Origin of the sequence: Streptomyces sp. S3(2020) (assembly GCF_013044505.1) — a bacterium.
In the GTDB taxonomy this organism is placed as follows: domain Bacteria; phylum Actinomycetota; class Actinomycetes; order Streptomycetales; family Streptomycetaceae; genus Streptomyces.
The window spans coordinates 1-13,649 of the sequence record NZ_JABERD010000242.1 but is presented as its reverse complement, the minus strand read 5'-3'; the positions used below and the strand labels follow the sequence as shown (position 1 = coordinate 13,649).

Genomic DNA, 13,649 nt, shown 5'->3' with positions numbered 1-13,649 from the left:
GGGCCCGGGTGCGTGCCCCCCACCCCACCCGACGTGCGCGGGGGGCACGCACCCGGGCCCGGAGGCCACCGGCATCCGCAGGCGACGCGATCCGGTCGCGCGCCCCCGACCCGCCGTCATCCCAGCAACCCGTCGAGCAGGTCCGACTCCTCCGGTGTCCATTCGACGGGTCCGCCGTGGGCTGCCTCGGGGCGGCGGTGACGGAGGGAGAGCGGGGCCACCCTGCGTACGTGGTGGGGGGTGACCTCTTCCGTGCCCTCGAACGCCGCGAGCGCTCGCGCGGCCCAGGCCGTGACCACCTCACCGCGGTGCCCCACCGCCCGCAACTGCGTGGCCACGTCGGCGCAGAGCTTGGCGATGTCCTCGCTCAGCCGTACGTCCTGGACCGCCGCCCGCGCGGCGTCCAGCCGCTCACGCAGCGCCCCGTCCGAGGCGAGCCCGTCCGCCAGCCAGGAGGACTCCGTCCCGGCCTCGTCGTCGAAGCGCAGCACGGCCAGCACCATCGCCCTCCGCGCCTCCTGGTCCAGCTCGGACACGGCGACCATCAGCCCGAACCGGTCCAGCAACTGCGGCCGCAGACCGCCCTCCTCGGGGTTCATCGTCCCGACCAGACCGAAACTGACGCTGCGCACGGTGTCGATGGCCTCCCGCTGCACCGACAGCACCCCGGTGGAGACCACGTCGAGGATGATGTTGACGATGTGGTCGTCCAGGAGGTTGACCTCGTCTATGTACAGCATCCCCTTCTCGCCGGCCTCCTCCAGGAGCCCCGGCTGCGTCCGCGCCACCCCCTGCATCAGCGCGTCGAGCTCCCACCCGCCCAGCACCCGGTCGTCCGTGGCGTTGATCGGCAGAGTGACCGGCAGCTCTCCCCGGGTCAGCAGCGAGAACGCCCGCACCACCGTGGACTTGGCGGTACCGCGCTGCCCGCTGACCAGGACGCCCCCGATCCGCGGCGCGATGTAGTTGAGTTCGAGCGCGAGCTTCAGCTCGGCCTGTCCGACCACATAGCTGTACGGCAGGATGTGGATCCCGGAGCCGGCGGTCCCACCGGTCACGAGGCGCCCCCCGTGTTCCAGCGGAAGGTGACCTGGAGCTGTGCCTCCGCCCCGGACTTCACCAGCACCGCACCGAGTTCGGCGTCCAGCTTGATCGACAGCTGGAGTTCCACCTCGTCGGGCTTCAGCCCCTCGCCGAGGTCGTGCAGCTGTTGCGCCGCCTGCCGCGCGCACCGCCGGGCCAGGTCCAGGCCGTCGGCGTAGACGTCGCGCGCCACCTCCAGCACCCGGTCGGCCGGGCCCCGGGTGTCGATCCCCCGGTACACGTCGTCGACACCGCCCGTGCCCGGGACGCCGTCCACCTCGACGTACACCGGTCCGTCCCGGCCGTCGGCCGTCACCCCTGTCACGATCGTCATGCAGCACTTCCCCCGTCCTGCGAGCCGGATCCCTGTGCTTTCCTTCCCCGTTCCCGGCTCACTCAACAGCCTTGTGCTCAGCGGTTGTTGATCGCCCCCAGGGGTGTCCCGAGGTCGGCGGCGCGGCGCACCCGGCCGGCGATGTGCCGGATCAGCCGCTCCAGGTCGGCGCAGTACACCGAGGGGTTCAGAAAGCCCTCGTCGGCGCGGTAGCGGTGGGCGTAGTTGCCCCCGCCGCACACGGCCGCCAGCGGGCACACCAGGCACTCGGGGGCGAGGGCCTGGCGTCCCAACTGCCGTGCGACGACGCCGGGATGGTCCAGGACGTCGTCGAAGGAGTGCCGGAAGACATCGCGTCCGGTGGCGGGCGCGCCCTCGTAGGCGGTCTTCAGCGAGTCCACCTGCTCGATGGCGCCGTCGGTGTCGACGACCACCGCGACCATCGGCGAGTTGCCCACGGCCTCGGCTCCGCCGTCCAGCCCGAGCAGCAGTCCGATGATCTCGCGGAACAGCCGGATCGGGACGGGTTGTCCGGGGGAGTCGAACCAGAGGTCGAAGACCTGGATCAGCCAGTCGGCGTACGGGTGGGGTCCTGTCCCGGCCGGTGGATGGGCCCAGTTGGCGTGCGGCAGCAGCAGATCCATGGAGGGCGGGTGGAGCGCGGTGAGCGACGTGTAGACCTCGACGGGGTCGGAGTCCGGGTCGATCACGCTCAGGATCCCGGCGTACGCCTCCGGATGCCGGCGCAGCACGTCGAGGCCGGCCGAGACCGCCGCCCAGGACGAGCGCCCGGCGTGGTTGACGCGGTGCCGGTTCAGCCATGGGGTGCCGCCGTCCACGCTCACCCCGATGCCGATCCCGGCGTCGGCCAGTCGGCGTACCCGGGCCTCGGTGAGCAGGGTGCCGTTCGTCTGCACGCTGGCGTCCACCCGGCATCCCGCGCCGACCGCCTCCCGCACGGCGGTGACGTAGCCGACCAGGGTCTCCACCCCGGCCAACAGGGGCTCGCCGCCATGCAGGTTGACCTGTAAAGAGGTCAGCCCGTGGGCCGCGCTGTGTTCGGCGATCCGTGCCGCGGTACGCCGGACGACCTCCGCGGGCACCGCCGACGGACGGTCCCGCCAGCTGTTGTCGGCGCCCTCATAGACGTAGCAATAACTGCAGGCCAGGTTGCAGAGGCTGTGGACCTTCAGGACGAACTGCCGGAAGGGCACGGCCCGTACACCGGACCGTCGTAACCCGGCGACGTCCAGTGCCTCAAGAGGCCACCGGGCGGTCACAGTTGATACGGACCGTCCTCGTAGAACGCCATCGCGGGCCCACCGCGCAGCTTGCGGGGCAGCAGGCCCGTGGCGACCGCCGCGAGCACCGGATGCGATGACTCACGGGACAGCGCCAGCAGGTCGAGATCGGTGAGGTCGGGCAGTTCGGCGCCCGGCTCCCGTACTCCAGCCAAAAGCGGCCTGTCCTCGTCTGTACCCCGCACGCTCACCTCTCAGGACGGCCGAACCAGCCTCTTGACGAGAGGCCCGGCCCATGCTGCCCGGCTGAGACCCCACCAGGCAAGTTCCCACGAGGTCCTAGAGCTGAGCTGTGACCTAGGTGGGGAGCGGCTCGAAGTCCCAGTAGGGCCGTTCCCTGCGGCGGATCGAGAGCGTGTGGGGGTGCTGTGCGCCCAGGGTGTCGGAGAGCTGCTGGAGCGCCTCGTGCTCCAGCTTGGACGCCTCCTGCCCGCGTCGCAGTATCCGCAGGTCGGAGGCGAGGGCCGCCTTGACGGACAAGGTCAGGGGGTGGGTCTCGCCCAGGGTCGTGCGCGCCGACTCCAGGACACCGCGGGTGAGTTCGGCCGCGCCCTCCTCGTCCCCGGCCAGACTGCGGGCGCCCCCGGCGTTGAGTCCGGCACCCAGGGCCCAGGGATGGGACGGGCCGACCGCGGCGCGCATGTCCACGAGCGCCCGTTCCGCGATCCGGAGCGCCTCGTCGCGCTCCCCGTACTCCCACAGGGCCAGCGCCACATTGCCCGCCGTACCCACCGCGTACGGGTGCTGCGGGCCGACGAGCCTCGCGTACTGCTCGGCGACTCCCGCCGCCGACTCCCGGGCCTGCTCCAGATTGCCGTGTTCGCGGTTGAAGGTGGCGAAGTCGGCCTGCACCAGCAGGGAGTCGGGGTGGTTGGGGCCCTGGCGTTGCACGAACCGCTCGACCACGCTGCGCATCAGCGACTCGGCGCCCAGCAGATCGCCCTTGCGCCGCATGCACAGCGCCAGGTTGTGCTCGGCGAACAGGGTCTGGGGGGTGTAGCGGTCCATCGTGTTGCGGTGGGCGCGGACGTTGAGCTCCTGGCGTGACGTCGCCTCGTCGTAGCGGCCCAGGAGGCGCAGCATCCAGGCGTAGAACATGCCCGAGCGCAGGGTGAGATGGTGCCGCGGGCTCAGCAGCCGCTCCCGGATCAGCAGGATGTCGCGGTGCAGTTCCAGGGACTCCTTGTAGCGGCCCAGCAGGCTGGTGACCACGGCGAGGTTGCCGCGGTCCTGGAGGGCGCGCGGGGCGTCCGCGCCCAGGGTGCTGGTGTACGCCTGCACGCACTCCTTGAACATGCCGTGCGCCTCGTCGTAGCGGCCCAGCGACACCAGGGTGCCGCCGAGGCCGTTCTTGGCGCGCAGCAGGTCGGGGTCGTCGTCGGCCCGGGTCTCCGCGAGCTGGTCCAGGACGGCGCGTCCGACGGCCTCCGCCTCCAGGTAACGGCCGCTGCGACGCAGCATGTTGGCGTGATCGTGGATCAGGATCAGCATGTCCCGGTCGTCGGGACCGAGCCGGGTCCGCCAGCGGGTGACGGCCTGCTCGCACAGTCTGAGGGCGGCCCGGTTCTCGCCCCGGACCCGCATGTACTCGACGCAGTTCAGGACGAGTTGGCGCACCACCGGGTCAGGGCTGTCCAGTGCCCCCGCGGTCTCCAGATGCGGGATGAGCTCGGCGTAGCGCGTCCACTCGCGGGTGTCGATCGGCCGGCGAGGGTCGGCGCCCGCGAGCAGCGTGCAGGCGATCGTGGACAGCGCGTCGCGGCGGTCCTCGGTCAGGGTGCTGACCAGGAAGCTGTGGTAGAGGCGGTGCATGGAGACGCGGTCCACGGCCGGTTCGGCGTCGGAGGACTCGACGTAGTCCAGCCGGACCGCGGTGGACTCCGACAGCCGGCGCAGCGCGGTGTGCCAGCGGATCGGGTCGCCCGCCAGGGCCGCGAGATGGTCGGGCAGGTCGGAGGGGTGGGCGGCCTGCATCAGACGGACCGGGATGGCGTCCGGGGAGAACAGCGCGAACAGGTGGAGCAGCTCCACCGCCTCGGGGTTGTTCTCCTGGAGCGTGTTGAGAGTTATCGACCAGCTGGTCTGGAAGCCCATCGGGTAGTCGGAGGAGATCCGGATGCCGATCTGGCTGGCCTCGCCGCGCCGGATCATCGAGATGTAGTCCTTGGCGGGCATCGCGTTGGCGTCGAGCCAGGCCGCGGTCTGCGCGAGCAGCAGCGGCAGGTCCTGCACGGAGTCGGCGAGCTGGTCGGCCTCGGCGTCGTTGAGCCGCTGGGCGCGCCGGCGGACGTAGGCGACGGACTCGGGCCGCCTGAAGGGGAGCACCTCGATCTCGGTGACATTGCCGGAGGCGGCCCAGTCCTGGGTGAGGGTGGTGATCAGGACATGGCCGTTGCCCTCCGGGAGCAGATCCTCGATCTGTTCCATGTCGTCCGCGGAATCAAGGATCAAAAGCCACCTTTTGTACGGCGTCCCGGTCCGCAGCGCCTCGTGGACCGCGCGGATCCGCTCGCCCAGCTCCTGGCCGACGGGCAGGTCGAGGCGCGGGGCCAGCTGGGCGAACTGCTCGCGCGCGGGCGCCCGGAAGCGGGCGCCGACCCACCACACGATGTCGTAGTCGTTGCCGAAGCGGTGCGAGTACTCGTTGGCGATCTGGCTCTTGCCCACACCCGAGATGCCCCGCAGCGCCACCCGGGCGCCGCTGCGGCCGCCGCGCTCGAAGCGGGTGTGCAACTCCTCCAGGATCGCGTCGCGGCCGGTGAAGCGGACGTTGCGGCGCGGCACGTTCCACACCGACGGCGGGTCGTTGGGGAAGCGGGGGGCGGCGGTGCCGGACGGGGCGGCGGGCTCGGCGGACGCCTCGATGTCCAGGCGGCGCAGGATACGGCGGCGGGCCTCGCGCGAGTCCAGGTCACGCAGGTCGACCGGGCGCAGCGGGGTGGCCGTCGCGGGCAGCGCCCTCGTGGCCACGCTGACCGCGGAGAACCGGTCCACATGAGCCGGCACCACCTCGTGCAGCGCCTGAGTCCACTCGGCGTCCGAGCGGGGGCCCAGCGAGAAGTACCAGTCGTCCAGGACGAGCAGCACCCGGCCCGGCGCCTGGAGCAGATTGCGCAACGCCTCGGCGAGCGGCATCCGCACCGGAGGGTCCCAGCGCAGCAGGGTCGTCTCGTGGCCCAGCTGCTCCAGCTGGTGCGCGATCCACGTCGCCCAGGGCCGGTTGAATCCCGCGTAGCTGATGGTGAAGTGCCCGTGGGACTCGGCGCCCTTGGACCTGTCGGCCATCCGACCGTCTCCCCTTACACCGAAATCAATAGAATGACGTTTTTTGGCTGGTTTTTGCACATATGGTGCGCGTGCACTTTAAGCGATACGTCGCTCAATCCGGGGGCATCACCGCGCTCAGCCGTCCGGCCGCGTGCCGTACGAGGCGCTCCAGGTCGGCGCAGAAGACGGACGGGTGCCGAAAGCCCGTACCGCGGGAGTAGCGGTGACCGTAGTTGCCGCCCCCGCAGACCCGGCCCACCGGGCAGGCCCGGCACTCGTCCGCGAGACCCGCCGGGCCCAGCTGGCGGGCGACGATCCCCGGATGGTCCAGCGCCTCGTCGAAGGCGTGCCGGAAGACGTCGAGGCCGGTGGCGGTCGCGTGGTCGTAGGCGAGGTTGAGGGAGTCGATCTGCTCCACCGAGCCGTCGGTGTGCACGACCACCGCGCAGGTCGGGGAGAGCCCGATCGACTCGGTGGTGCTGGGCACCCCGAGCAGCAGCGCCAGGACCTCCGTGAACAGCCGTACCCGGGGCTGGGAGCCGTCGGGCGCGCCGTCCCACCACAGGTCGAAGGCGGCGGCCAGCCAGTCGCCGTAGGGGGTGGGCACGGCCGGCCACGCCCCCGGAGCGCGGGCGGGCAGACCCGGCGGCGGGCTCGACCAGTTGGCGTGCGGCAGCAGCAGGTCGAGGCGCGGCGGGCGCAGCGCGGCGAGCGAGGAGTACACCTCGCCGGGGTCGCTCGTGATGTCGATCGCGCACAGGATCCCGGCGTACAGCTCGGGCCGGTCCGCCAGCAGCCGCGCGGCCCGCTCCGCCGCCGGCCAGGACGGCCGCCCCGCGTGGTCCACGCGGCGGGCGTTCAGATGCGCGGTGCCGCCGTCCAGGCTCAGCCCGACCCTGATGTTCGCGTCGGCGAGCCGGTCCAGGGTCCGGTCGGTGATCAGCGTGCCGTTGCTCTGCACGGTCGCCCGCAGCGCGACGCCGGCCGGCAGCGCCCGGCGTACGGCGGCCGTGTACTGGAGCGCGGTGTCCGCGCCGGACAGCAGCGGTTCCCCGCCGTGCAGGTCGATCCGCACCTCGGACAGCCCGTGGCCGACGGCGTGTTCGGCGATCCGCCGGGCCGTCTCGCGCATCACCCCCGGCGACACCCGTGCCGGGCGGCCCCGCCAACTCGCGTCCTCACCCTGGTAGATGACGCAGTAGGTGCAGTCGAGATTGCAGCGGCTGTGCACCTTCAGGACGAACTGGCGGAAGGGGGAAGGGCGTTGTCCGGCACGTCTGAGGGCCGCCACGTCCAGTGCGGCGTGCGGCCACGGCGCGAACTCCCGGTCCCGGGCGATCCGTAAGCTGTCGTCCGAAGCGGTCTGCACGGCGTCGCCTCCCCCTGGGCGGCCCCGTGCCGCCGCTAGCGTTCTACCCCCGGGGAGTCCTCGTGATACGCCACGAGGCCGCCGTCGGCGTCGCACGACCGGGCCAGCAGAGTGGCCAGCACCGCGCCCAGCACGGGATGGTCGACCCGGGCGCGGAGCGCGGCCAGATCGACGTTCCCGTACTCGGGGAGCGGGGTCCCCGCATGTCCGTCCCGTCCGGTCGGCTCCGTCACCCTGCACACACCCTTTCACCGTCCCCCTGCTCCGGCGAGCGCGGTCATGCGCTCGAACGTCGACCGGGCCTGCGGCCCCTGCGCCGCCCCGGCCCGCTGCCACAGCGCCCAGGCGGTCCGGTACGACTCCAGCGCGTGCTCCGGCCCCGCCGTGCGTTCCAGCACCACCCCGCGCTGGTGGTGTGCCCGCGCGGCCAGCAGCGGCTCACCGGCCCGCTCCGCGCTGCGCACGCCGTGGTGGTACGAGTCGGCCGCCAGGTCCAGCCACTCCGGCGCCCCGGAGTCCCCGGCCAGCGTCAGCAGCACCTCGCCGCGCTCCAGCCACGCCAGCGCCGCCGTACGGTCGTCGCGCGCGCCCCGTGCCGCGCGGGCCAGCACCCACTCGGCCTCGTGCAGATCGGTCGGCGTGCCGCCCGCGCCGTGATGATGACGCAGCGCCCGCCCGAACAGAAGCCGCCGGTCGGCCAGATGGGGATCACTGTCGGCCGACAGCGCCAGCGCCGCGCGCAGCACCCGTACGGCGTCGGTGGCCACCGGCAGCCCGGCGCCCCGCTCGGCCCGGGCGACCAGCACCTCGCCACGGCCCGCGAGGAGCTCCGCCCGCTCCGGGTCGTCACGGCCCAGCAGGGCCTCGGCCTGTGTGAAGCACCCGTCGGCGGCGAGGAGTTCGGCGGACTCGGCGGTGTGCCGGTAGCGGGCCGTGTGTGCCTCGGCCAGCCGGCGCAGGGCCGGCACGCGTAACGCGGGGTCCTGGTCGCGGACCGCCTCCACCGCCCGCTCCAGCGCCTCCAGGACCCCGGGATGCCCGGAGTCACCGGCGGCCACGGCACGCGCCTCGGCCAGGTCCAGCAGGGCCCGGCAGCGCACGGCGGAGGGCGCGCCGTGCCGGCCGGAGAGCCGGACGCCGCTCTCGAAGTCCGCCGCCGCCCGCAGCGCCAGCGTCCGCGCCTCGTCGGCCGCGTCACGGCCCCGGGCGTCGCCGGCGAGCGCGAGCAGCAGCCGCCCCCGGGCCAGCACCGCCGGGTCGAAACCGGGCCGGCCCGGACGGGAGGAGGGGATGCGGGAACCGCCGCCCGTGGCTGATCCGCCGGAGGCCACCGCCGCTCACCGGGCCCGGCGCGTGACAGCGACGGCCGTGGCGATCCTGGCGGCTCCGGCTCCGGCGAAGCCGGGAGCGGGGGAGGAGGAGGGGGAGTGCGTGCCGTTTCGGACAGGGGCGCACCACGGCCCGGGGTTCGTCCGGGCGCCGAGGTGCCCGCCCCGGGAGCGCGCGCTCATGGCCGTGCCGTCGTCGGCCCCCGCCGCTCCCCGCCGCGCCGCCGCACGAGGGGCCCCAGGTACACGCGCGACAGGGCACCGCGCCGGGCGGCTGCGCCACTCACTCACGTCGCGCTCCTCGTCATGGACGGCCGGATGCGTGCGAACTCCATGACAGTACGCGCGCCCTGCCCGGTCAACAGTGCTTTCCGGCCGCCCCGCCGGATCGTGCCCGCCGAAGCGCGCCGACACGGGCCGTCTAGACTCACCCGCAACGGCCCGCCCCACCACGGCCGAAAGCGGTCCACCTCGGCCAGACCCGAAGGGTATTCGGCGTTTTGATACGGATAGATTCAGTCACCAAGCGGTACCCGGACGGCACGGTGGCGGTCGACCGGCTCTCGTTGGAGATACCCGACCGCTCGATCACCGTCCTCGTCGGTCCCTCGGGTTGCGGCAAGACGACCACCCTGCGGATGATCAACCGCATGGTCGAGCCCACCGAGGGCACCATCCTCCTCGACGGCCAGGACATCCTGCGGCAGCCGGTCAACACCCTGCGCCGGTCCATGGGTTACGTCATCCAGAACGCCGGCCTCTTCCAGCACCGCACCATCATCGACAACATCGCCACCGTGCCCCGCCTGCTCGGCTGGAGCAAGGACAAGGCCCGGGAGCGCGCACGGGAGTTGATGGGGCGGGTCGGCCTCGACGCCGCCCTCGCCAAGCGCTACCCCTACCAGCTCTCCGGCGGCCAGCAGCAGCGCGTCGGCGTGGCCCGGGCGCTCGCCGCCGACCCGCCGGTGCTGCTCATGGACGAGCCGTTCTCCGCCGTCGACCCCATCGTCCGCAAGGGACTCCAGGACGAACTCCTGCGCATCCAGGAGGAGTTGGGCAAGACCATCGTCTTCGTCACCCATGACATCGACGAGGCCGTCAAGATCGGCACGATGGTCGCCGTGATGCGCACCGGCGGCAGGCTCGCCCAGTACGCGCCGCCCGCCGAGCTGCTGTCCGACCCGGCCGACGCGTTCGTCGAGGACTTCCTCGGCGCCGACCGCGGCATCCGCCGGCTCTCCTTCTTCCCGTCCGCGGGGCTGGAGTTGTCGAGCGGACCGGTCGTCGCGATCGACGCCACCGCCGAGCAGATCAACGCGACCGAGGCCGCGGACACCCCCTACCTCCTCGTCACGGACACCGACGGCAGGCCGCTCGGCTGGAGCGAGCCGCAGCACCTGACGGCGGGCGAGGTCGAGGCCGGCCGACTGCTGTCGCACGGGCGGCCGTTCGTCGCCGGCACCGACTCGCTGCGGGCCGCCCTGGACTGCGCGGTGCTCTCGCCCACCGGGTGGGCGGTCGCCGTGGACGCCGACGGGAAGGCCGTCGGGGTCGTCTCCCAGCAGACCATCGCCGAGGCCATCCGCGGCGCGCACGCGCGGGGGCTCACGGACGCGAAGGCCGCCGGATGAACTGGGACCGGATGTTCGACATCCCCAGCGACCTCCAGCACAGCTGGCTGGGCCTGGTCGGCCTGCATCTGCGCGAGGCCCTGCTGCCGGTGTTCGCCGGGCTGCTGATCTCGCTGCCGCTGGCCCAGCTGTGCGTCCGCTTCCGCTGGCTGTACCCGCCGGTGCTGTGGGTGACGACCGTGCTCTACGCCATCCCCTCGCTGGCCTTCTTCGTGCTGCTCATCGACTACACCGGCATGACCGAGCTGACGGTGATGATCCCGCTCACCGTCTACAGCCTCGTCGTGCTGGTCCCGGCCGTCGTGGACGCCGTCCGCTCGGTCCCGCAGGAGACCCTCGCCGCCGCGAAGGCCATGGGCCTGGGACCCGTACGCCGCTACGTCCAGGTCCAGTTGCCCATCGCCGTGCCCGCGATCATCGCCGGGCTGCGGGTGGCGACCGTGTCGAGCGTCAGCCTCGTCAGCGTCGGCACCCTCATCGGCAACCAGGGCGCCCTCGGCAACCTGCTGAACGACGCCACCATCTACAACCGGCCGGAACTCGCCGTGAACGCCGTGCTGTCCATGGCCGTCCTCGCGATCCTCGCCGACGCCGCGCTCGTGCTCCTGCGCCGTCTGCTGACGCCGTGGATGCCGCGCCCGCAGCGCGGCAAGCGCAAGGCCGCCCCCGTCCTGGAAGAGGCAGCACGGTGAACCTGCTCACCCACATCGGCAACTTCTTCGGCGACAGCGCCCACTGGCAGGGCTACGACGGCATCCCCACGCGCGTCGCCGAGCACCTCCAGTACACCCTGGAGGCGCTGCTCATCGCCGCCGCGATCGCCCTGCCGGTCGGACTGGTCACCGGCCACTACGGGCGCGGCGGGACCGTCCTCTCCCTGATCGCCACCGCGGGACGGGCCCTGCCCACCTTCGGCCTGCTGGTGCTGCTCACCCTGCTGCTGGGCTTCGGCCTCGTCAACGTGATGACCCCGCTCGTCGTCCTCGCCGTCCCACCGATCCTGGTCACCACCTACGAGGCGATGCGCACCGTCGACCCGTCCTCGGTGGACGCCGCGCGCGGCATGGGCATGAGCGAGGCCGGGGTCCTCTTCCAGGTCGAACTCCCGGCCGCGCTCCCGCTGGTCCTCAGCGGCCTGCGCTCCGGAGCCATCCAGATCGTCTCCACCGCGACCATCGCGGCCTACGTCAGCCTCGGCGGCCTCGGCCGCTACATCGTGGACGGGCTCTACCAGCGCGACTACGAGAAGGTCGTCGGCGGCGCCACGCTGGTGGCGGGCCTGGCGCTGCTCACGCTCGCGGTCTTCTGGGCGGTGGGCCGGGCCGCGGTCTCCCGGGGCGTGCGCCGGAGCGTCTGACCTCCGCTGGACGAGCGGTGATGTGCCGTCGTTCGGCCGCGGCGCCGTCGTGGCTGGTCGCGCCCACGCGGCGGTAGCCGCACTTCGATACGGTCCCGCGCCCCTTTTGGGGCGCGGCCGAACCTCCGTCGCATGGGAGCGCTCGGCCCGCACGCGATGCGCCGCCCTGCTCAGGGGAGCGACTCCGTGCGGGCAAGGGCCAGTTCGAGTACGACGAGGAGCGCGTCGCGGACCGAGCCGCGCTCGCGGGCGTCGAAGACGACGACCGGGACGTGGTCCGCGACGTCGAGCGCCCAGCGGACCTCGTCCAGCGTGTGCTCGACCTTGCCGTCGAAGGCGTTGACGGCCACCGCGAACGGGATCTTCCGGTGCTCGAAGTAGTCGACCGCGGCATAGCAGTCGTCGAGACGGCGGGTGTCCACGATCACCAGGCCGCCGAGGGCGCCCTCGACGATGTCGTCCCACATGAAGCCGAACCGCTCCTGCCCGGGTGTGCCGAACAGATACAGCTTCAGGGTCGGGTCGATGGTGATGCAGCCGAAGTCCATCGCGACCGTGGTCGTGGTCTTGCGCGGGGTGTGCGTGAGGTCGTCCACGCCCGCCGCGACCTCCGTGATGGCCGCCTCGGTGGTCAGCGGCTCGATCTCGGAGATGGCGCCGACGGTGGTGGTCTTGCCCACGCCGAAGCCGCCCGCGATCACCATCTTGACCGGGAGCGGTGGCCGCACGGCGGCTGCCGGACCGGACCCGTCGCGGGTGGCCGGTTCAGTCGGAGTCACGGAGTACCCCTCGGGAGTCGGGGATGGCCCGCAGGCCATCGATCACTCTTCGCAGGACGGAAGCGTCGTGCGTGTCGTCGGAGTCGGGCACGTGCACCGTCAACTGCCCCTCCGCGCGCAGGTCCTCGGCGAGCACCCGGACCACGTTGAGGTGCAGCCGCAGCCGGGCCGCGAGTTCCGCGATGGACTGCGGCCGACGGCAGGCGGCGACGATGTCGTACTGCTCGAAGGAGAGCCCGCCGAGCGCGTCGAGACCCTCGACGGTGGCCACCACCTGGGTCTCCACGGGCATCGGCCGGCCGGCCGCGCTGGGTGCCACCCGGCCGGCGGTGACCAGGAACGGCCGCACGGCGGAGGCGGGCCCGACCGGGTCGGGCCCCGCGGCTGAGGAGCCGTCCGCCATGGCGTGTCCGTCCCGGTCCCGGTCAGAGCGCCGACGGGGAGCCGACGCTGTTCTTCAGCGCCAGCACCAGTTGGGGACTGAGCGCGCTGCCCGCCCGATTGGCGAACAGCGTCATCTCGTAGGCGATGTTGCCGAGCTTGGCCTCCTTGTCGGTGACGACGCCGAGGACGGCGCCGCTGCCGATGGCGGAGACCAGGACATGGCCGCCCTCCAGGTCGATGATGACCTTGTTGAGGCCGCCCAGGCCGTAGTTGCCGGACGCGCCGGCGGCCAGGCTGGTGATGCCGGAGACGATCGCCGCGAGGCGCTCGGAGTCGGCGTGCTCACGCAGTTCGGAGACCGCGATGAGCAGGCCGTCCGAGGAGACGGCGATGGCGTCCACGACGCCCGCGGTCTCGGTGGCGAAACGATTCAACAGCCAGGTGAAGTCGGCTGCCGCGGCCTTCAGCTCGGCCGGTGTGTTTCCCGTCGGAGTGCCACCTGTCGACGTACTCACTGCTCCGCTCCTTCCGGGAGGTGGTTCTGGTCGTGCTTGCGGGGGGTCTGGTGCGGTTCCGTGTCGCTGTCGCGATGGGCGCGTTCCACCGCGGCCTCGAACTCCTCGAGGGCGCTGCGGACGGCCTCCGCGTCGGCGGGGCGGGGTGCCTGGCGGGTGCTCGCGGGAGCGGCGTCGGCCGTGGTGCGGAGCGTGGCTCCGCGGACCCGGCGGCGCAGCGGGCGGGCGGGGCCGGAGGGGCCGTCGGCGGGTGCCGGTTCCTCGGTGCGGGCCTTGGGGATGAAGGGCAGGCCCGCCGAAG

At 72.6% G+C, this 13,649-nt stretch carries 14 protein-coding genes and 1 pseudogene; 3 read left to right on the top strand and 12 right to left on the bottom strand.

Annotation, left to right across the window (positions count from 1 at the left end; genetic code table 11):
* Nucleotides 1-116 precede the first annotated feature (116 nt).
* The 8 genes from HLK59_RS42490 to HLK59_RS42455 form a co-directional block, all read right to left on the bottom strand.
* Complete coding sequence (locus HLK59_RS42490) at nucleotides 117-1,058, bottom strand: AAA family ATPase (RefSeq protein WP_171147020.1); 942 nt, start codon at nucleotides 1,056-1,058, stop codon at nucleotides 117-119.
* Entirely contained in the window at nucleotides 1,055-1,417 is a 363-nt protein-coding gene (locus tag HLK59_RS42485) for a CU044_2847 family protein (protein ID WP_171147019.1), read from the bottom strand. The genes HLK59_RS42490 and HLK59_RS42485 overlap by 4 nt, the downstream gene beginning before the upstream one ends.
* Before the next feature lie 77 nt (nucleotides 1,418-1,494).
* Nucleotides 1,495-2,697 (bottom strand): FxsB family cyclophane-forming radical SAM/SPASM peptide maturase, encoded by a 1,203-nt coding sequence (locus tag HLK59_RS42480; RefSeq protein WP_171147018.1) that lies wholly within the window; start codon nucleotides 2,695-2,697, stop codon nucleotides 1,495-1,497.
* Nucleotides 2,694-2,873: a YxD-tail cyclophane-containing RiPP peptide gene (locus tag HLK59_RS42475; protein ID WP_171147017.1), complete on the bottom strand. Its 180-nt coding sequence runs from the start codon at nucleotides 2,871-2,873 to the stop codon at nucleotides 2,694-2,696. Before HLK59_RS42475 ends, HLK59_RS42480 begins: the two co-directional genes overlap by 4 nt.
* Nucleotides 2,874-3,015: 142 nt before the next feature.
* Entirely contained in the window at nucleotides 3,016-6,003 is a 2,988-nt protein-coding gene (gene fxsT / locus HLK59_RS42470; RefSeq protein WP_171147016.1) for an FxSxx-COOH system tetratricopeptide repeat protein, read from the bottom strand.
* 94 nt (nucleotides 6,004-6,097) lie between these two features.
* Nucleotides 6,098-7,354: an FxsB family cyclophane-forming radical SAM/SPASM peptide maturase gene (locus tag HLK59_RS42465; protein ID WP_346779944.1), complete on the bottom strand. Its 1,257-nt coding sequence runs from the start codon at nucleotides 7,352-7,354 to the stop codon at nucleotides 6,098-6,100.
* Nucleotides 7,355-7,389: 35 nt separating this feature from the next.
* A complete protein-coding gene (locus HLK59_RS42460; RefSeq protein WP_171147015.1) occupies nucleotides 7,390-7,587 on the bottom strand; it encodes a YxD-tail cyclophane-containing RiPP peptide in 198 nt (65 codons plus the stop codon).
* Nucleotides 7,588-7,602: 15 nt separating this feature from the next.
* Nucleotides 7,603-8,685 carry a hypothetical protein gene (locus tag HLK59_RS42455; protein ID WP_171147014.1) on the bottom strand — a complete coding sequence of 361 codons (1,083 nt, stop codon included), beginning with the start codon at nucleotides 8,683-8,685 and terminating at the stop codon, nucleotides 7,603-7,605.
* A gap of 497 nt (nucleotides 8,686-9,182) precedes the next feature.
* Between HLK59_RS42455 and HLK59_RS42450 the strand changes: the two genes are divergently transcribed.
* From HLK59_RS42450 to HLK59_RS42440, 3 genes are read left to right on the top strand one after another with little or no spacing between them, the layout of a single operon-like run.
* Nucleotides 9,183-10,313, top strand: coding sequence for an ABC transporter ATP-binding protein (locus HLK59_RS42450; protein WP_171147013.1), 1,131 nt, complete (start codon nucleotides 9,183-9,185; stop codon nucleotides 10,311-10,313).
* Nucleotides 10,310-11,005: an ABC transporter permease subunit gene (locus tag HLK59_RS42445; protein WP_171147012.1), complete on the top strand. Its 696-nt coding sequence runs from the start codon at nucleotides 10,310-10,312 to the stop codon at nucleotides 11,003-11,005. Before HLK59_RS42450 ends, HLK59_RS42445 begins: the two co-directional genes overlap by 4 nt.
* Nucleotides 11,002-11,670, top strand: a complete 669-nt coding sequence (locus tag HLK59_RS42440) for an ABC transporter permease subunit (RefSeq protein WP_171147011.1) — start codon at nucleotides 11,002-11,004, stop codon at nucleotides 11,668-11,670. Before HLK59_RS42445 ends, HLK59_RS42440 begins: the two co-directional genes overlap by 4 nt.
* A 170-nt stretch (nucleotides 11,671-11,840) precedes the next feature.
* Here HLK59_RS42440 and HLK59_RS42435 read toward each other — a convergent pair whose 3' ends face one another.
* The 4 genes and pseudogenes from HLK59_RS42435 to HLK59_RS42420 all read right to left on the bottom strand — a co-directional run.
* Nucleotides 11,841-12,449, bottom strand: a complete 609-nt coding sequence (locus HLK59_RS42435; protein ID WP_171147010.1) for an ATP/GTP-binding protein — start codon at nucleotides 12,447-12,449, stop codon at nucleotides 11,841-11,843.
* Nucleotides 12,436-12,852 (bottom strand): DUF742 domain-containing protein, encoded by a 417-nt coding sequence (locus tag HLK59_RS42430; protein ID WP_171147009.1) that lies wholly within the window; start codon nucleotides 12,850-12,852, stop codon nucleotides 12,436-12,438. The genes HLK59_RS42435 and HLK59_RS42430 overlap by 14 nt, the downstream gene beginning before the upstream one ends.
* A 22-nt stretch (nucleotides 12,853-12,874) precedes the next feature.
* A complete protein-coding gene (locus tag HLK59_RS42425) occupies nucleotides 12,875-13,348 on the bottom strand; it encodes a roadblock/LC7 domain-containing protein (protein ID WP_171147008.1) in 474 nt (157 codons plus the stop codon).
* Nucleotides 13,345-13,649, bottom strand: a pseudogene (locus tag HLK59_RS42420) (ATP-binding protein); the annotation flags it as partial. The gene HLK59_RS42425 and the pseudogene HLK59_RS42420, both read right to left, overlap by 4 nt.

Excerpts from the sequence above, each read along its gene's own strand:
- HLK59_RS42485 (WP_171147019.1), bottom strand. The coding sequence starts at position 1,417 with ATGACGATCGTGACAGGGGTGACGGCCGACGGCCGGGACGGACCGGTG.
- fxsT (WP_171147016.1), bottom strand. The coding sequence starts at position 6,003 with ATGGCCGACAGGTCCAAGGGCGCCGAGTCCCACGGGCACTTCACCATC.
- HLK59_RS42445 (WP_171147012.1), top strand. The coding sequence starts at position 10,310 with ATGAACTGGGACCGGATGTTCGACATCCCCAGCGACCTCCAGCACAGC.
- HLK59_RS42430 (WP_171147009.1), bottom strand. The coding sequence starts at position 12,852 with ATGGCGGACGGCTCCTCAGCCGCGGGGCCCGACCCGGTCGGGCCCGCC.